This is a genomic window from uncultured Corynebacterium sp., assembly GCF_902489365.1.
Lineage (GTDB): Bacteria > Actinomycetota > Actinomycetes > Mycobacteriales > Mycobacteriaceae > Corynebacterium.
The window spans coordinates 1-19,134 of record NZ_CABTZR010000009.1 but is presented as its reverse complement, the minus strand read 5'-3'; the positions used below and the strand labels follow the sequence as shown (position 1 = coordinate 19,134).

Below are 19,134 nucleotides of genomic sequence, written 5' to 3'. Positions count from 1 at the left end.
CTACACCGTTCCATCCCAGACAAAGGGCTTCCGTGAAAGCTTATCGGGGATAAAGCGTTCGAGGAGGTCCGCGGCGGTGCTAATCCCCTCGGCGTCATAGCCCAGCGAACGCGCGAGTAGGCGAATCACATCGCCCATCTCCCGCCCTGGCTCCGCGAGTAACTGGCGGAGAGTCACTGCCCCATCGCGCTTCGACAGACGGACGTTATTCGAGTTGAGCACGAGCGGAACGTGGACAAACTCCGGCTCCGGATAGCCCAGCTTGTGTGCGAGGTATGCCTGGCGCGGGGCGGAAGACAACAAGTCATCCCCGCGGACTACCTGATCCACGCCCTGGAAGGCATCGTCGACGACAACCGCCAGGTTATAGGCCCAGTCCATACCCTGATTCGGATCAGCCGGAGGCTGCCCGCCGCGGCGCAGGATGAAATCATCGACCTCGCCTGTGTACTCACCGGCCAGGGCGTCATGAATGGTGAAAGAGGAGACGTCGGCACGCAGGCGTATGGCGGGCACGCGGTTCTGGGCGGCGAGCTCGGCGCGTTTGGCGGCCCGTTCATCGTCGCTAAGCGCGCGGCACGTTCCCGGGTACTGCCCCGGAATGGCATGTGGGGCGCGGGAGGCTTCCTGGATGTCTTTGCGCGAGCAGTAACACTCGTAGGTAGGAAGCTGCGCCAGCGCCGCCTCATAAGCCGCATAACGATCCTGCTGGTAGATGACCTCCCCATCCCAGTCCAGGCCGAGCGTGGCAAGGTCCTCCAACTGGCGCTGCGCCGACTCCCGGGAGGAGCGCTGCGTGTCAATGTCTTCCACGCGCACAAGGAAGCGGCGCCCACTGCTTCGGGCGTATAGCCAAGCCAGCAACGCCGTGCGGAGGTTGCCCACATGCAGATCGCCGGACGGGCTCGGGGCGTAGCGCCCGGCGGGGCTGAGAGATTCCATGCCCACCAGTCTACGAGGAGGCCCGCGCGCGTCGGAGTCCTCCATTAGAATCGCCCCCATGGTTTCTGACGCGACGTATCCCCTGCTTGATTCTGCCGACGCCGAGCGCATGCTCGCCTATGCGCGCGCCCAGGCGCCGGGGCTTTCTCTTCCCACCGTTGAGTCCGCCCACATTGACAAGCAGATCGACCGCGTGCTGTCCGATGACGCGTTCCTAGGCTGTGCAGAGGATGCCGTCCCTGCGGCCCACTACCTGGAGGCGCGGGAGACACTTCGCGTGGCCGCCGGCACCATCGAGAACATCGACGATTCCCTCACCATTGCCTCGATTGGCGCGTTAACCGGGCAGCCCTCGCTCGTGGCCACCGGCTATACCCGTGTGGCCCGCGCATGGTTGGACAACGACAACCCCGAAGAAGCAGAGAAGTTTGCGGCCAAGGCAGCAGCGGCTGGTGACGACACCGCGCTGGGCGAGATCGCCGCAGCCCGCACCGCGGCCAGCCACAAGGATTTCTCCGAGTCCGCCCCCGCTAGCGAGAATGCATCAATCAGCCCCGACAGCACGACGTCGCTCTCGGACCTGCAGGAGCTTCTAGATTTCGCAAAGAACGGCGATGCGAAGGCGCATGCGGCTGACTTCGTGGCTGTCAACGATGCTGTGACGGGCGGCAAATTCGACGGAGCGGGTGCCACGATGGCCGCGATCCTTCAAGCCATCCTCGAATCGGCCGTGGGCGCACTCTGGGCATCTAACTCTGCCGCCGACTGTGAGCGCGTGGCTGCGCAGTCCTTCACCATCCTCTCCAACGCACGCAGCGACGAGGATTACCAGCAACTCCCAGCGCCCATGCTGGCCCGCTTCTACAGCGATGCCGCACAACACTCCCCTGAAGATTTAGAGCAGCGCGTGGCCTGCTTTGCCGCCGCTGCCCGCGAGTACCAACGTTGCGGCGACCTCGACGGTGAGCTGCATGCTCTCCTCAAGACCGTGGCCCTCGATGTGCGCCACCGCGATCCGGAGGAGGCCTACGACATCCTGGCCTCACGCTATGTGGACTCCACGAAGCTCAAGAGCCTCCCCGTTGCTGCCAAGTGGACCGTTCTGTATTCCGAGAGCCTGCGCACGCAGGCGCAGGATATGTTCAAATCCACCCAGGTGTTGCTCGACTTCTTGGAGAAGCACCCCGCTTCCCAGGCCACGACGCCTTCGGAGCAAAACGCCATGGCGGAAGTTGCCGAGCTTCTTGGGGATCGCTACACCTCCGCCAACGCGGCAGACCGCGCGCGCAACATGTATCACTTTGCGTTTAATCTGTTTGCCGCAGCGGGCAATTCCCGCGCGCTCGAGGAGCTGCGCAAGAAGGCCTAAGCCAAACGCGTACAAGGCCTAACGCTGTCGTTCTTGCCCACCAAACCACTGCCGGTTCGCCGGCAACCACAGCAGAACGATGACTGCCGCGGAGGCGATCGACGCGGGCATGACCGAGCTCACCGGAATGAGCAACACTACGATGGTGCTGATAGCGGTCAAGGCAATCCGCGCGGGCTGCTGCGCATGCAGCACGTAGGTCGTGATGACACACACGAGAAGGACCAGCACGCCCAGCAGCACACCGAGCTCCGTGGAGAGCTGATCCATGCGGCTTACCGCCGCCGGGCTGTTCTCAAAGGCGATGAGCCGGCAGATGTTGTATACGGCGTAACTGGTGATGAAGACCTCCAGCACCGCTGCGACCTTCAGCGGCCACGGTGCCCACTGCGCCTTCATATCGGCGGCGCGGCGGGTCTGGCGAACAGAATCGCTGACCTGTCCAAAGCGATAGTCCGGCGTGGTCCCGGCGGACGGGCCAAGCGGTGGTGTTCCTGGGGACTGCGGGCTGCCGAAAGTCATGACACGTCCTGCACAAAAACTCCGCGGCGACTGAGCAGCCAGCGGATGGGATCCAGCACGCGATAGGGAGCAATGCCGCTGCGCGCCAGCTGGCGGCCGGTCGGGGCCTCCCCCAAGGCGGAGACCACGAAGAAGCTGCCGTCGCGCGGCGCGGCCGAATAGAGCTTGTTGATCAGATCGTTGGCGCCCAAGAAGCGCAAGAGCGATTCCGCCTCGAGGTGAACCATCCAACGGTCCGAATCGCGGAAATTCCACCCGGTGTCGCGGCGGAAGGCAGCACCGCGGTTGGCCATGAGCTTCTTCCACCGCACGTCATCCACCTGCTCCAGCTTCTGCACGGTATCGAACTTGGAAATGGTCACCGCGAGCGGCGGCGGGGTCTCCGTATCGAGCAAATCCAGCAGGTTATCCAGGACCCGCAAAGAGTCCGCGCCCAGCTCACCAATGTTCGGGATCAGACCGTGGATAAAATCCTGAATCTGCTGCACGCGGAGCGGATCGAAGAGGAAAATCACCAAGTCCGCATGGGAGAAGAACGCGAGGTTCTCGCGGTCCGCTTCGTTTTCCGGAGGGTTCTCCAGGTCCTCGCCCGCGACGTCGCGGAAAACCAAGTAATTCATCCGCTCGCGACCCTGCTCATCCGGCCACTTGCCGAGCTCAAAAATCAGCGGATCGCGCTGGTAGGCGTCGGTAGCCACCGCGCTTGGCGTCGGGTCCATGGCCCGCATCTCCTCAAAGAGCGGCCGCTCATAGACCTCCGCGTAGCGCTCGCGTGTGGACTCATCCGCCGCTTGGACGGAGCGATTGTGTTTGTGGGCCAGCTGTTTGAGCTGCTTGATCATCACCGCGGTGTAGAGCGACTTGCCGGAGTTACGCGCACCGGCCATGGCCACGCAATGCGTCACGGCGTCGGTCCATCCCTGCGGCAGCTCGCGGTTGGTGTACGGGCTCACCGTCACACCATCCTCGAGCGGTTTAAAGGTCCACGGGCAACGTGCCTGGCTCATCAGTTCCTCTCTTTCAGCATGGCAGTGACGCGATCGGTCAGTTCCGAAAGCTCCGTGTTGGCGCCGGATTCGAGCTGCTTGACGACGTCCCTGTCGATCACCGCGTATGCCACATGAGCTGGGGTTCCGTTGATGTGCGCAAGCTCCAGCTCTTGGCGGCCGATAGCGCTCGTGATGAGCACGACGGTGGGCACCTGGGTTTCCAGCATGGAGGCCACGGGGGAATCGGTGACGTAGATGGCGAGCGAGGCTGTGGAAGCCACCGTCGGCCCACGCCAGGGGCGCTGGCCGACGCGCTCCGCTCCGTTATCGATAACGCCGGCGATGAACCGAGTGAGCTCGTCTACCTTGTGGGTCTCGATGCTGTCCTGGCCGTCGGTGGCGCGGAAGTGCCGGAAGGCATCGGAGAGCGCATCGATGTATTTGGCGGCCGCCTCAACGATCTTTGGGGTGACGTTGACCTGCATGGAGGCGGAACCATCGACGACCACGGTAACAGCATCGAGTCCAGCGACATCCAGCTCCGCGCGGCGCATCTTGGAGCGCACCTCGCGGGCGGAGTCGGTAATTCCGGCGCCCTCAGTGGTGCCGAATGCTTCCAGACGGTAGCTGCCGGATTCCGGGGTGACCTCGGCGAGGCGCTCGGCGGAGTCCTCGGCGGCGTCGATAAGCACCCGCGGGAAAGTCACCGAATCGCCGGCGTTGCTCACCGTCAGGCGCACCTCGCTGCGCAGACCAAACGTCCCACCCCGCTTGGGGCGCACGACGACGGTGGCGCGCTCGGGCAGGGAGTGCACCATGAGGGAGAGATCGTGGACGCGCACGGCGTCAACGCCCTCCCCCAAGATCGCCAGTTCCATCGAGGCGCCGCCGGTTCCCATTTCGAAGGCTTCGACGCGCAGGATGCCGTCTGAGCCGATGCGGCGGGACTCTCCGTCCCGCAGTGTGTATTTAGCCATGACGCTTCTTTCCTTCTCTTACCTTCCGTGGAATCCCGTGTTTCGACCGTGCTCACCGAGAGCTGCGCTCCGGTGCTGCCACGCTGTGTGCTGTGCACGCTGCGCTGGGGCCGGTTGTTGTTGCAGGGGTGCTGAGCGTTGTGCCAGCAACTGTGCCGTGAAGTCCAGCAGCGAGGCGACTCGCCCCGTGGCATAGCGCTCGCAATGCTCCAGAGCGATGACTCCCGCAAAATGCGTAGCGGTGAGGTGTCCAATGTGCTCGAGATCGCGGTCCTCCCAGGACTGCAGCGCATCCTGCGCCAAGAGGTTGAAGTCCCGCGGGAAATAGAACACCCAGGAGGCCACTATCGCGGACATCAACACCTTGTCCAGCCCCTCCCCCAACGGAGACTTATCAAGGTAGGCCAGCTGGATTGAGCGTCCGCGGTTGACATCAAGGTGCTCGATCCACCAGCGCGGATCGAATTCCCGAAGCTTGTGCCATTCCTCGGCGCTGAGCCCAGGAACGTTGGCATTGCCACCGGCAGCTACTTGTGGCTGCGCCTGGCCGGCTGATGCTGCTCCCCCGGGTTCTGGTACAGCGGGTTCCGGTGCGGCCTCCGGTGTGGCGGCGAAAGGGTTCTCCTGCGGTGTGTTCGGCGCAGGGCTATCAAGCGGATTCGGTGGAAAGCCTGCCGAGAATTCGGCCGACGCCGCAAAAGGCGAAGACTCCGTCAGTGGTGCCCCGAAGTCCGCTGGATCCTTGCCCCAGGAATCATCAAAGCTCTGTGTGGTGGCCTGCTCGGGTGTGCTGCTGGCCGCAGTACCCTGCTCGGCCTGGTCTTCCCGCGGCTCCGGGGCAACAGCCTCAGCTTCTTCCGCAGCGCTTGCTTCATAAGCGCTGACGTCTGGCAGGGCTTCATCGAGCGCAAACACGACTGGATTGCCGGGGATAGCCGTCTCCGCTAGACGCTGCTTCTCGCTCGGCGGCACCACGAGCATGGTGGAGGTGCTCAGCGGGAACTCGTTGATGGCGGCGACCTTTTCAAAAGTGGAGAAGCCGAAACCGTCCTCTCCCACCTCGCGAGCGGTGGCAGCAATCCACAACGCTGCTTGGTTGTCGGGCGCGACGAGAATGACTAAGCCATTGCGGGAGTTCAACACCGTCGCCATGGCAGATACCAACGCGCGGTTGAAGGTTGGGTTCGGGTTCGGGCTGACCGTTTTGAACGGTGCGGGAAGCTTGTCTGGGTGGCGGAACTCCCCATCCAGGAATTCCTCCAGCAGCACATCCGAGTGCAGCGGGCCGCGCGCCGAGATCTCCTCCGGTATCTGAACTTTATCCACCTCATAGATGGAAAAAGGCGCTGGAACGTCAGGAGAAAACAGGACCGTCGCCGGTGCCGGCGGAGTTCCCGTGCGCGAAATCGACGTGTAGGTGAAGACGTTGCCACCGCGGCCAGTCGCATCCAGCCCGGCGGGGACAGACACCATGGTGACCCACTTTTCTGCCTCAGGAGTCAACGCGAAAACCGCGGTTCGGCGGACCAATTCCGCGCGCTGCTGGGCGGAGGGAAAATCCGGGATCGTCGTGCCGTTGTTGAGCGATGTCGGTACGAAGGAGACCAGCTCCGTCAGCTCCTCCTGGGTGATATCGCCGGCTTTCTGCCCTACTCCCCAGCCACCGGCGCGGCCGTTGGCGCGGGAGAACGATGCATAGCTAAATGCGCCACCCATACCTACTGGCCCCCTTGGTAGTACTGGTCCTGGCTGTAATCTAGACCGTAATTCTGCTGGTCATAGTTCTGCTGTTCATACTGTTGCTGGGCGTAGTTCTGGTCATAGTGGGGAGCCTGATTCTGCATGGGTGGGTACAGCACCAGTCTGTAAGACACATCACCTTCCACCACCACGGCTTTATCCAGTGCGCTCAGCGTGGGGGCGGGATCACTGTAACTTTCGGAGAAACTGCTGAAGGCATCCTGCCCGCCGAAGCTATCGAAAGAACTATCAACGTGGCTGTCAAAGCCCTCAACCGCAAAGAGGCGGATAAAACCCCCGCGCTGGACGTGCTCACCAATTGACACCGTGAAATCCGGATGCTGCCCACGCATCGGGCCTAAACCATGAGCAACGTGCGTGGTGCTCTGCAGGTTGGTCTCCACGATGCCGAGTGCCTCGCCGTCTTCGGGGAAAAGCGGCAGACGGTCAGCTCGGTAGACAACCTGGCAGGAGAACTGGCGCTTATCTCCGTTGCCCAAACTCCAAAGGAACACCCGGACCTGGCCTTGAGAGTAATCGACCTCGAAGTCATACGTCACCGGGCGCAGACCCTCGTACTGAATCACTCGTTCTTCGCCCTCGGTGCGCTTACCGGCGAAGACCGCATAGGGCCGCAGCCGCACGGTATCGCCGTGCTGATCCAAGTGCAGGCGGATGCCTCCCTGGAGGTCGTAGTCTTCCTCCCGAATCTGATCGTGCTCGCGGTTGGTGGAGTACTCCACGGCGGTCGCGCCCTTCGGCCAGTCGAAAGTGACGAGCTGGCTATCCACGCGCTCAATCAGCCGGAACTGGTCATCCTCGATGGACTGCACGCGCTGCAACACCTTGGATTCACCGACCCAGGCATCAGCATCGTTGAAGTTCACAGGGGTGATATAGACCTCGTACCAATCCGGCGGCCAGGGCACCGTCGTGGTTTGGAAGGAGCCCGGCTCAGATACGCCGCGGGTCTCACTGATAGCACTCGACAGTGCACTTTCGACGTACGTCTTCGGCACCGCCGACGTACGCAGATCCGCCTGCGGGGCGGTCGGCGTGAGATAGATCTTTACCTCACCGGTCTTGGGCGAATACCAGTCCACCTCAATGGAATCTTGGCCATAGTCGCTGCGCCGCTCGCAGCGAGAGAGCTCCAGTTTTTCAAGCTCGCTAGCCAGCTTCACCGAACGCTGAACGGCAACCTCGTCCTGGCTCTGCTCGGTAGCGCCGTGAAACTCCGCTTGGCCCAGCAGGGAAATGACCACGGTCTGCCCGGCTTCCTGCACTGGAATGGTGGCCTTGCGCCCGCTGCTATCCACGTCTTGTTCGAAGCGCGGGGAAAGCTTTTCCTTCTCACTATCCCGGCACGCATAAACCATGGCGCTCGAGTGGCCCGGCAGCAGGTCCCAGGACACTTGGATAGCACCCTTGATAGTGGAAACCTGGACGTTGACCGGCGGGAAGACCACGCCGGTGTCTCCCATGAAGACCGGTTGGCTGTTGATGAGCTCTCGAAGGTCCCGGCCCTTGTAGGCCCACACTGCGTAGTGGCGCAGGCCTGCCTCGCCCGGGGTGTGGTCACGGTAGGCGGTTCCCTTGGTGTAGACGAGGGTGTCGCCAGCATCCGGCGAGGCAACCATCTCGGAATCATCGGCTACCACTCGGTAGAAGACCACCTCGTCCGGCGCGTGCTCCAGCTCAGGCCACCACAGGCGCACCGGATGGCGCTGGTCGGTGTCCTCTGGAACCGGTTCTGGTTCCACGCCATAGCCAGGCTCTTCTTGAGAATCCTGTTCCGGCTGCGTCTCAAGCGGTACCTCAACCTCGAAGTTGATGCCCGGTGGAACCCAGTCTGGCTCTTGGCGGTACTGATACTCCGCTCGGATACCGAAGCCCGGGATAGTGATGTAGTCCTCTTCGTTGACCTGAGTCTTTTGCTCCTCCTCGGCCTGCAGTGCTTCCCACTCAGCGAAGAAGTCGCGCGGACCCGCTGCCGCAGGCTGTGCCTGCTGGACCTGCTGTGGCTTGGGGAATGCCGGGGGTGCCTCCACTTGCGCCGCTTCCTCCCGTGCTGCGCGCTCTCGTGCGGCCTCTTCTTGTGCTGCGCGCTCTCGCGCGGCACGTTCTTCCTGCGTCACCGCAGCGTTGCGCGCCTCCGCGCTCAGCTCCGGATGGGCCACCTCCTCGCCGTTGAACGTGGCGGCGATCTGTTCAGCGAACTGCCTAAACGGTGCTGATACAGCGTCGCGCACATCATCGGCGCTCACGCGTTTGAGCTCGTGCAGCGTGCTCAGCTCACTCAGCGGTACGTCCGCAATCGAAGGTTTCGGGTTGTGTGTCATCAACGTTCCTTAAAGAGGTTCCGTCAGAAGGTTTCGTCGAGGTCTGAGAGGTCCGGGGCTGCCGGCTGGCCAAAGAATGGACGTGCGGATGAGCCTTCGTTGTTCTCCTGCACTGGCGACTTAAAGTCCATGTGATTCGTGTCATCCAACTCATCCAAGGACAGATCCGAGGGCTGAGCAAAAGGCTGTGCGCTGGACGACGCATCCGGAATCAAGTACTTGAAATCCGTAATCTTTCCGTACTGCACCACGGTCACAGAGCGTGAAAGCTGGCTAGTCAGCGCGGTCTGGCTGTCGACCTCCACGATGCGCGTGCGGGAGCCATCAATTTCGGTATAACCTTCAGCGCCGCCAGCGCTGGTGAGTGCGTTGGGACTAAACGCCTGGAGGGCTCCCTTTTCCTGGTTCATTCCGGCGAGGAACTCGGAGGTGCTCTGCACGCGGCTGCCGCCCTCCTCGCGGAAAGTCACGCGGCTTAGGTAGCGCTGCAGACTGCGGGTCATCCGCGGATCCGTGATGACCTTCTGCCATTCCTGTTGCTTCAGGTCACGGTCCTGCATGTAAGCGTGATCGAGGTTGCGCGACAGGTTATCCAAGGCGGTGCTGGATCCCAGTCCAGCCATGCCCCACATCTCATTGAGCGCCACGGCCGAGTGACCAGTGCGGTTGCGCTCGAAGGTGTTATTCATGTCGTCGAGCAGTGACTTAAGCGAACGGTGTGCCCATTCCGTCTGGAAGATGTAGGAGCGGATTTCATCCGTCATGCGCACAGCATCGTCGCGGTTGAGCACGGCCTGGGCAATGCGAGCGTTTTCTGGAAGACCCGCCTGCGGTGTCCGCAGCCGGTCGCTCGACGTCTCCTTGCGGCCGAAGGGTGCGTAGATCGCACGGCCCAGCAGCGCCGACCAGCTCAGGAACTGGTTGTAGGCATTAGAGATGCGCGAAATCTCCGCGGAGGAGGTTGCCAGATTCTGGGCGGCAATTTCCTGATTGCGGTTGAGCAGCTTTCGCCTCTGCACGTAGTCAAAGATTTCACGCTGAGCCTTAGTAAAGACCGCCCAAGAGCAGATGAGGAAAAGCACGACCGCCAGGATGATGCCCACGACGTACCACGGCCAATCGAACCACTGCAAATACTCACCCAGCGGCAAGTCTGGGTTGTAGCGCCCGGCCACCATGTAGGTCATGAGGGCAAGCGCCACGAAGAGCACGATCCACATCGTGCGCAGCTTCCGGGTCAGTGCTTTGTTTTCCGCGTTGAAATCCCGCGCTTGGAAGTTATTGGCCAGCTCTTGCAGCTCGCGTGCTTTGGCGTGCGCGTCGCGGTACTTCTGCTGGGCATGCCCCAGCTTCTCCCATAGGCCCTGGCCCACCTTCCAGGCGAAAGTGGTGCTGTTCTTTGCTCGCCACGACGCAAACTCGTGCTTCTTGCGGCTCACCGCCTCGTTGCGGGTCTGCTGGCTGGTGTACTCGATGTCAGCGGCAAAACGCTCGGCACCTACTGGATCGAAAGGCGCGACGGTTGCTTGGGACTCGTGTGTATAGCCCAGCGTGCTGGTCATCAGCGGGTGGAAGCCTTGGAAGGAAGCGCTGACATCCTGCACAGACTGGCCACCGTATTGCACGATGTACATGTTGCCCTGGTTATTGCGCAGCCCCTTGGTGTCGATGCTCTCGCGCCACGAGCCATCGACCAAGCCGAGTGCATAGTCGTGATATGCCTCCCACGTGCGCGACAACTGCGGTTCCTGCCCCAAGGAAAAGTGCTGCTCCCGGGCGACCCGCATGGTGTGCTCGCTTGCTTGGCGCAGCTCTTCGACGCTCGTCGCGCCGCTGCCCTTGCCGGAATGCCCCGCCAAGACGACCTCCACGCTGGAGTCCTCGCCGTAGAGCATCTTCTGCAGGAAGGTAGCCGCGTTCTTGTTCATCGCACCGCGCTGGCCCTCAACCCAATCCTGGGGCTTGCCCACCACCGTGGACCAGTACAGACGCAGATTATCCTTCAGTGCTGCCCAGCCGCTGACCTTATGGGACTGCAGCTCTTCATAGGCGGTCGGGGCGCTGACCAGCGGAGAAATCTCCTGGTTGATGAACATCTGCGCGCACTGCTCCGTGAGCTGCTCCGGGTTAGCATAATGCACGGCGCGCGAAATGTTGTTGACCTGTGGCTGCGGCAGGCGCTGACCGGGATCGAAAACAGCCTTTTTCACCTTGTCCTCGATGTCATTGGCATCGATGGTGCGGTGGAAAGCGCGCACGAGGCGGAAGCGTTGCCGGTCACCGGTTTCGATGACGCGATGCGTCTCCGGATCCAACACCGCCGGTTCCGGCATGCCGCGCCACAGACCGAAAATGCTGGCCACGGCCGGGGCTGCGAACTGTGCCAGCTCGAAGCCGTCCGCGGTGCGCTTGATGGGACGGATGCGCGACGACGCCGGGGTTCCGCCCTCCTCCGGGGAGAGCACGAGGTTGCTCCAGCCCTGCAACGGGGCGATATCCACGCTTTCGCGCGGGAGGGCAGAGAGCAACAGGCGCACGCGCAGATTAGAGGCCTGGATGAGCCGTTGATCGACGGCGCTGACCCACTCCGTAAGCTTGTCGACGTCCTGCGGTTGTTCCGCATCCATCGGGTCAATAGTGGCGAGGAGGACGTCCCCGCTGAAGCTGCGGAGGGCCTCGTCGAGCGTCGACAAGCGCGCCGTTCCCTCTTCCGTAAAGGAGCGTACGACGGCCCCACTGGTGGGGTGGGCATAGTCGATCCAGAGGAAGTTCTGCAGGAGACCAACCGCACGCAGATCGCTCAGGCGGGAGCGGATGTCATCCGCGGTGGCGCCGTGTCCAAAGATAATTACGTTCGTCATTAGAAGGTGTCATCCAGGTCGTTGAGGTTGAATTCCGGCGCGGTGGACTGGGCGAAGCCTGATTCGGAGCTACGCACCTGCGGCTCCGGCTGGGCCACGGGATTCTCCGCCACCGTCTTAGCCTGATCCAGATAGTTGCGGATGACCGGAACCATCGCGATGACGTCCAGCGCCAAGTCACGGTAGTACGGCGTTATCGAGGCAACTTCGCGGGAACGGATCTCAGCGAAAGGCTTTTCCTTCCGGCCCTGGCCCGGCAGAGCATTGGAGTGCCCCGGCACAAAGTGGTCTGCGCCGCGAGCAAACTTGTCCAGCTCGTTGACGAAAGTTTCATAGCGATCCTGAATGGAGGTTCCTACAACGCCGCGGTTCGGGACGTCACCGTTAGCCAGGAACTGTGCCAGACGGTGCACCACCGGGTGCGTCGAGGCACCAGAGTGGGCGAAGTCGAGGCCGTCGTCGAAAAGCCCGCGCAACAGCTGGTACGGGTACAGCGAGGAGGCGAAACCATAACGCCCAGTTTCCTGAACCTTGGCGTAGGCGATGAAGATGGATTCCAGCACCGAGGACATCCAGTCCGACTTCTTGATCATGCGACGGGGCGAAATGAGCAGCGGGTTCGGGAAGTCCACCCAATCGTTGACGCCGCCATCCGTGTCATCGAAAATGTGGGCCGCGGCGTTGGCAGCATCCGGGTTCGAAATGTAGACGCGGCCGGTGATACGCCCGATGATCCAGCCAGCCACCATGGCCTGGCGTTCCGTCTTCGTCAACGGCAGTGCTGCCGGCAACGGGCGGGTGCGGCGCTCAGACCACCAGGAGCCATCGAAATTGTCCTGCTTCTCAATGTCCTTGGCAATGTAATTGAACATGGAGGAGAAGACGATCGGCGAGTAGTTCGGGTAGGAACCGAAGATCTCAATGTGTTGGACGTGGTCCGACATGTTGAGCGAATTGCGCAAAGCTACGGAAGAAGGACCGTCAATCTCAGGGCGGCTCAGCACTGACTCCAGCTGAGCGGCAATGCCGGTCTCCGCAGAGCCCAGCTCTGCAAACGGGATATCGGAGAAAGAGTAGGTGTACTGCACCGACTTGCCGTGGATGCGCTGGACCATCTCATCGTTGACGGCAGCCAGCGGGCGGGCATAGCTCAGGGCCAGCTGGAAAGCCTCGACGAAGCGACGCTGCCGCTCCGCGTGCTCGACCTCGTTGATGTCTGGGGTAAGAGTGAGGTAGCGGCGCAGGTCCACAGAGTTGAACTTCTGGAACTCGTAGTCACGGCGGTTAATCCATTGGCGCGAACGCTCGAGCAGATCAGTCGGGCGAATCTTCGCCCGGTAGTGCGCGCGCTGTGATTCGCGGGTTTCGCCGTTTTGCGGATGGCGCGAGAGGTACTTGGAAACCCAGCCGGCCCGGTTGGAGTAGGCATCGTTGGTGCGCTTCTGCGGTGCCAAAGTGTCATTCGGCGCCTGGGCCGCATCGAGCGATTCCCATTCGCCGCGGATGACGGCACGCACGGCAAAGGGGTAGGCCTGCTCGTAGTTGGTGACATCCGCGGTGGACTGTTGGCCCTGGATGGTGCGCAGCATCTGGTCCCGGTAGTCCGAGATGAAGGAGTTGACGTCGGTCAGCATGATTTCGTTCTCCGCGCCCTTGAAGCGGGATTCCACGACCTCATCGAATTCCGTCGGCCACGAGTTGACCTCATCGGTGCGGACGTCAGCCAGCTTGTTGGTTTCTGGGCGCTTCGACACGGCCTTCTCCAACACCGCGTGGGCATCTCCCAGCTCGCGCTTGAGGTGGAAGAGGTTCTCATCGGCGTAATCCTGAAGGACGTCCTTGAGCAGGTGCGCAATCGCCATGAGGGCGTAGCTGTAGAACTGGTTGAAGTACAGGCCCATGAGCGCATTGACGGTGGGGGTCGGATCCGTCATCTGCCCCTTACCGGTCAATGGTCTGAGGATGGGATCTGCACCTTCCGGCTTCGTCAGCACGCGGGTGTTTTGGTAGTAGCCGGAGTACTCCGCCAGGCACGGCAGGAGGCGGTCGGAGTTGGTGAGAACATCCGTGATCTTGGAGAGCATCTCGCGCACATAAGGCACACCCACCGCGGCCAGCTCCGCCTCCACGGCGGCGAGGACGCTATCGCTGAAGAAGTTGGCGTAGCGGTAGACGATGTCATAGGCGGCATTGTTAAGAACAGATGCGATGGCCTGCTCGTTGCGCGGATCCGCCATGTTGCCCTCGAACTCTTCACGCCATTCGTTGACGTTGCGGCCCTGGCCTACGGGGATGAAGCTCTGCAGGTACTTCGTGGCGCTGTCTGCGGCCTGCTGGGCTTGACCGCCAAACACGCTGTTGAGCCAGTTCCACACGCTGCCGCTGTCGATCTGCCCGCCCTGCGCCCAAGAAGGATCGAGCGTGATGGAGCCGAAGGCATTGGGCAGGCGCTCCTCCAGCTTCTTGGCAATCTGCATCTCGCCCGCCTCGGGGTTTTGTGGGTCGAGGTGCCCGTTGAAGAGGCGCTCGAAGGCACTGCGGGCAAGGCGCTGGGAGGAGTACTCGGCGAAGCGATCGCGGCCCATCGACACCTGGGCATAGCCGAGCGAACCCCAAGGCAGGCGGCCCCACGGGGTTCCACCCGTCGGGCTATCCCAGCCAAAGAAGCGGCGGCCGCCGTCACCGGCCGGAGTGTTAGTCATTGCATAGGACACCAAGTTATCGCTGGCCTTGGTGGAGGCCATCAGTCCCGCCAAGGCACGGCCCAGGCCACGGTAGATGGACATGGCGGAGCCGTCTCCGAAGCGGGCGCTGGTGGTACCCATCTTCGAGCCGATCGGGAAAATACGGCTGAAGATCTGACCCTCCGGCGGGGTTCCCATGTCGAAGGCTTCAAAGACGGCGCGGTCATGGTCACTGGAGTTGCCCATCTGCGCGGCGACGACTTCGCCGAACATAGCGAGCGAGTTCGGCCACGCGCCGGCCATGTCATCCGCCTTGTTATCGGAGAAGATCTCCGGGGTGTACATGAAGACGAGCGTGCCCTGCGGGTTCACATTCGGGATAGTCGTGAGCACGCGGCATACGTCGAGGAACATCGAAGCGCCTGCACCACCTGCCATGGAGGACACCACGAGGACAACCGGCTGGGAATCACCGGTATCGGAGTCCAACTTGGTCTGCTTGTAGTTGAGGCGGTTGAGCTCCTGGATCGCCTCCTGCGTAAACATCTCATCCACCGCATCCTTGAGGGCTTGGCGGATCTCTTTCAGGTGCGGCAGGGTCAGCATGCGACCAATAGCGCGGTACTGGCCGGCGCCGTCAGCCAGCTTCACGTCGTTGGTGGCGGGGTTGCGGGTGGCCCACGTTGCGATCTCTCCGAGCTTGCCGGAGCGCCCCAGGATGCTGGACACGCCTTCATCGAAGGTGTTGTAGTTCTGGCGCGAACCAATGCCCACGTAGTGGCCACCGTTCTGGGTAACGTTCGGCAGCTTTTGTGGGCCGGCCTCCTCTTCGAGCGGCACGTCGATGTTGACGAACTGCCAAGCCTTGGGCAGCTCGGTTAAGTCCGGGTCGATGCTTCGTAGCTCGGCCTTGAGCTGGTCCATCATGAACGCCAGTGTCTTGGCGCCGGAGCCACCGCAACCGACGACGAGGAACTTCTTCATCTCTAATTACCTTTCGAAGGGGAGGTTCGCTTCTGTTCTATTTAGGTTTGGTGTGTGCTGCTCAACCGGCTTAGCCCTGGGAGCCGAATCCCGGGCTCGGGGGCCAGCCGCCATTGTTACCAGGGTTACCAGGATTGTTCGGGCGCTGCTGGCCTGGCTGGCCAAAACCGGGACCCCCGCCGAAGCCAGATCCGCCGCCAACGTTGGGGCCACCGCCAAAGCCGGGGCGCCCTGGCCCACCTGTGGGCCCAGGCTGGCCGTGATTCGGTGGACCAGATGGCTGGGACGGCCCAAAGCCTCCATGCTGCGATGGTTGCTGCTGCCCACCATCGCGGGGAGCACTCTGCGCGCCACGCGGCGGCGCAGGTGGTTGGCCGGGGTGTGATCCGCTCTGCGGTGCATTCGGCGGCTGCGGGCCAGGCTGACCCGCCTGCGGCGGCGTCTGTGCCTCCGCCGGTTTCTCGGCGGGGAATTCCACTTGGTCGAAGAGCTGCAGGGCTTGGCGGCTAATCGCCTTGGACATCTCATCGTACGCGCTGGCCTGCGCCAGCGTATCGACAGTCAGCACGATCTCTCCGGAGTTACGGTCCTTCGCGTTGCCCACGAAGAACCACGTGTTTTGCACAGCAAGTGGCAGCACTGCGCGGTAGCCGGACTTCTTGCCCTTGCCGGAGATAGTGCCATCGCGCTGAACCTCCACGTGGGCGGCGGTAAAGGGGCTCAGGCCCATCTTTACCTTAGCGTCGTTGCCACCCAGGCGAACAGAACGTGCCGAGGTCTCAACCGGAACAGCACCCTGGAATTCATCCTTGGACACCGCAAATGGGCGGCCATTATCGGTACGTATGAGGTTCGCGCCATCGCGCTTGACCGGGATGGTCTTCGCAAACATACGCGGCTTCTCCGGGATGCGGCCGCTAATCCACTTCATCAAGTACAGAATTCCCAAGGGGATCAGCAGCGCGAGCACAACCGCAAGAACGAAGGACAGACCGAACGCGGACTTGTTCAATGGCGCGCTCATCGAGCCCTGCAGCGTCAACGGTAGCTCCAGCTGTTGGCTATCCTCAGCCGACTGCAGGTTAATCACCGGCTCCACGCGCAGCGGGCCATCCGCCAACTCCTCAACGCTCACAGTCACCGGGATGGTCGTCTTCTCATCCTTGGAAAGCTCCAGCGCGGAATCCTCAGAGTTGTGCTTGGCGCTCACGGAAACGGAAGGCACTCCTGCGGGAAGCATGCCGTCAGCAGAATCCACGATCTGGTCTGCTACCCACACCTTGCCGGGGCCGGTCACGGGGACATCGACGGTAATTTCCTTTTCCGTCATGGTGATCGTCTGCGCCGAGCCCACCGTCGGCATATTAACCGGGGTAACGGTCAGCGGCGTTTCCGCGTTGATGGGATCCAGCTTCGAACCCGGGCGCTCATCGGTGCCCTTGGTGGTGATCTCCACGCGAGTTACCAGCTGACCGGATGCCGCGTTTTCCACCTGGTCCAGCGGAATGTCGACTGGCTGCCCATCAGTGATGGGCGCATTGTCCACGAGGGTAACCGGGGAACCATCCTCCGGTACGAACTCGGCGTAAAGGGTACCTTCGCCCTCCAGCGTGCGCGGCTCGCCCTGGCCATCGACCAACTGCCCCTTCAGGACCTGGTCCGAGTTGATGCCGCCTTCCACTTTGGAGCCGTCTTCCGTCTTGAGATCCAGGTTGAGGCCCGGCACCATAACGACGGACGCGAGGTACTCACCGTCAGTTCCTTCAGCCACCTTGTAGCCAAAAGTCCACGCACCTGCCCAGGGGTCGCCGTCCTTCTCCATCGCGATATCAACCATGCCCGGTAGCTTGCTGTTCTCCGTCACGGAGACCTTCGCGCCCGCTACGTGAGTGGTATCAGGCTTGAGCTCAACAGTTTCACCATCGGGCCCAGTCAGGGTAGGGATGAGCTCTCCTTCCCCAACCGAGCTCTTCGGCACCGCCGACAATCGCACTGGGGACACGGAGTTATCGAGGACGAAATCGAACTGATCCTTGAGGTTTCCCTCCTTGGTCACACCACCCGAGGTGGGGATGAGGTTACGGAAGGCAGCGAACAGCGCCGCTGGATCCTCACCCGCATCGAAGAAAGCACCATTAGGGGCGCCCTGGCCGCAGTCTTCGCCCTCCGCCATGCGGGTGAGCTGGCGGACCTGATCTTGTGCTTCTGCAGCCGGCACGAGGCCCACGTTAAAGAGGCGGATATTGGAGTTGCGGAACGCGGTGACAGAGGAATTAACCTCACAAAGTTTGTCCTGTGCTCCCTGGAGATCATGAGCCTCGGCATCGGTGTAGTACTTGCCGTCGGTAAAGAACACGATGGCGCGGCAGCTGCTGCCCTGGTGGGAAGCCAGTTCCTTGAGTGCTCCCTTGTAGGCCGCGCCATAGTTGGTCTCTAGATCCGCAACACGGTCCTCCTGGCGGAACTTGTCCAGTTCGCCTTTGAGAGCATCTCCGTTGCCGGAGATATTGGTCCACCCGCCATAGTCAGCCGGATCGCTGTAGTACTCGGAGCCGAAACCGGCGAGCTTGACGTTGATGTCTGCGCCATTGTCCTCCCCGAGGTTGGCCAGCTGCTTCACGATGTCCGCCGTGGCATCAACGCGGAAGAAATCAGCATCCGTCGGCTTCGATCCCTCATATCCCACCAACGAGGCTGACTGGTCAAGGACGAACAGTAGGTCCGCGGATTTTTCGCTGGCGATGCAGGAGCCAAAATCAGAGAGGTTCTTTTGCGAGACCTCAGAAAGCGCGGACTCGGAGCCGATTCCCTCAACGTGCTCCTGTGGCGGCTGATTCTCCCCGCCGTGGTCTTCTGGATTCTCCCCGTTATGTTCTTCGGGCTGAGCTTCCGGGGCCTCTGGCGCAGGAGCCTCCGGCGCGGGGGCATCTGGGGCCGGAGGAGCCTCCTGCGCCACCGCTCCCAAACTGCCGCCGAATCCGGCGAGTGCCATCGCCGCGGACAGGGCAAATACACGAGTGAGCTTCTTCATTAGACGCCAACCGCCTTTCCTACGTAGAAGGCGATTTCCACCGCAGCGACAATGACAAGGACAAAGCTTCCGCCCATGATGAGGCGGTACAGCAAAGTTTGCGTGGTGTCCTCTACATAAAACGTCTCAGCCTGGCGCTGCGTGTTCCGCAGCGTATAGATACCCAAGAGAATAAAGGACACAATTCCAGCCAGCAGCCAACCGCCAATAGCCAGGCCAAAGAACAGGACCTGCGTCGGGGCAGCCACGAGCGGGGCGACAATCAACAGAATCAGCGCAATGACCGCAGATACGCCCGCTGCGATGAGAAGCGGCCACGGTCCCTTCGTGGGGCCTGTCGGTGTTGCTACCTGACGGCGGTAGTCCGGCGCCGGGGAGGACTGGCCGAAGCCATCCGGCGAGCCCGGCGCGCCGAAGGAACCACCGGCACCCGAATCGGAGCCTTGGCCAAACCCAGAACCCGAGGAAGGCTTCTGTACGGGGTTCTGCGCAGGATTCGGTGCGCCAAAGCCACCGAAGCCGCCAGGTCCACCGGGCGCGCCAAACCCAGAGCCAGAACTGTTTCCGGACCCTGTGCCTAGCTGGGGAGCCCCCTGCGGCGGGGGCCCCCCCGACCGTGGGGGCGAGGCTGGGGGAGCAAAAGCCATATCGATGACCTTCCCCAATGCGAAGGTATGCCGCTGACTAGCCTCT

Annotated in this window: 11 protein-coding genes; 1 reads left to right on the top strand and 10 read right to left on the bottom strand. The window is 62.1% G+C overall.

Annotated elements, in window-relative coordinates; genetic code table 11:
• Entirely contained in the window at positions 1–942 is a 942-nt protein-coding gene (gene gluQRS, locus RDN59_RS02580; RefSeq protein ID WP_308606457.1) for a tRNA glutamyl-Q(34) synthetase GluQRS, read from the bottom strand.
• Positions 943–1,000: 58 nt separating this feature from the next.
• Here gluQRS and RDN59_RS02575 point away from each other — a divergent pair, with 58 nt between their 5' ends.
• Positions 1,001–2,311 (top strand): hypothetical protein, encoded by a 1,311-nt coding sequence (locus tag RDN59_RS02575; protein ID WP_308606456.1) that lies wholly within the window; start codon positions 1,001–1,003, stop codon positions 2,309–2,311.
• Between the two features lie 18 nt (positions 2,312–2,329).
• Here the strand turns inward: RDN59_RS02575 and RDN59_RS02570 are convergent, their stop codons facing one another.
• From RDN59_RS02570 to RDN59_RS02530, 9 genes are all read right to left on the bottom strand, one after another.
• Positions 2,330–2,833, bottom strand: a complete 504-nt coding sequence (locus tag RDN59_RS02570) for a hypothetical protein (protein ID WP_308606455.1) — start codon at positions 2,831–2,833, stop codon at positions 2,330–2,332.
• Positions 2,830–3,840, bottom strand: a complete 1,011-nt coding sequence (locus tag RDN59_RS02565) for a hypothetical protein (protein ID WP_308606454.1) — start codon at positions 3,838–3,840, stop codon at positions 2,830–2,832. The genes RDN59_RS02570 and RDN59_RS02565 overlap by 4 nt, the downstream gene beginning before the upstream one ends.
• On the bottom strand, positions 3,840–4,799 hold the full coding sequence (locus RDN59_RS02560; RefSeq protein ID WP_308606453.1) for a hypothetical protein: 960 nt from the start codon (positions 4,797–4,799) through the stop codon (positions 3,840–3,842). Before RDN59_RS02560 ends, RDN59_RS02565 begins: the two co-directional genes overlap by 1 nt.
• A gap of 18 nt (positions 4,800–4,817) precedes the next feature.
• On the bottom strand, positions 4,818–6,515 hold the full coding sequence (locus RDN59_RS02555) for a hypothetical protein (protein WP_308606452.1): 1,698 nt from the start codon (positions 6,513–6,515) through the stop codon (positions 4,818–4,820).
• 2 nt (positions 6,516–6,517) lie between these two features.
• Positions 6,518–8,881 carry a hypothetical protein gene (locus RDN59_RS02550; protein WP_308606451.1) on the bottom strand — a complete coding sequence of 788 codons (2,364 nt, stop codon included), beginning with the start codon at positions 8,879–8,881 and terminating at the stop codon, positions 6,518–6,520.
• A 23-nt stretch (positions 8,882–8,904) separates the two neighbouring features.
• Entirely contained in the window at positions 8,905–11,742 is a 2,838-nt protein-coding gene (locus tag RDN59_RS02545) for a hypothetical protein (protein ID WP_308606450.1), read from the bottom strand.
• Positions 11,742–15,410, bottom strand: a complete 3,669-nt coding sequence (locus RDN59_RS02540; protein WP_308606449.1) for a tubulin-like doman-containing protein — start codon at positions 15,408–15,410, stop codon at positions 11,742–11,744. Before RDN59_RS02540 ends, RDN59_RS02545 begins: the two co-directional genes overlap by 1 nt.
• 70 nt (positions 15,411–15,480) lie before the next feature.
• Positions 15,481–18,441: a VWA domain-containing protein gene (locus RDN59_RS02535; RefSeq protein WP_308606448.1), complete on the bottom strand. Its 2,961-nt coding sequence runs from the start codon at positions 18,439–18,441 to the stop codon at positions 15,481–15,483.
• On the bottom strand, positions 18,441–19,134 hold a 694-nt coding region (locus RDN59_RS02530; protein ID WP_308606447.1), incomplete at its 5' end, for a hypothetical protein. The genes RDN59_RS02535 and RDN59_RS02530, both read right to left, overlap by 1 nt.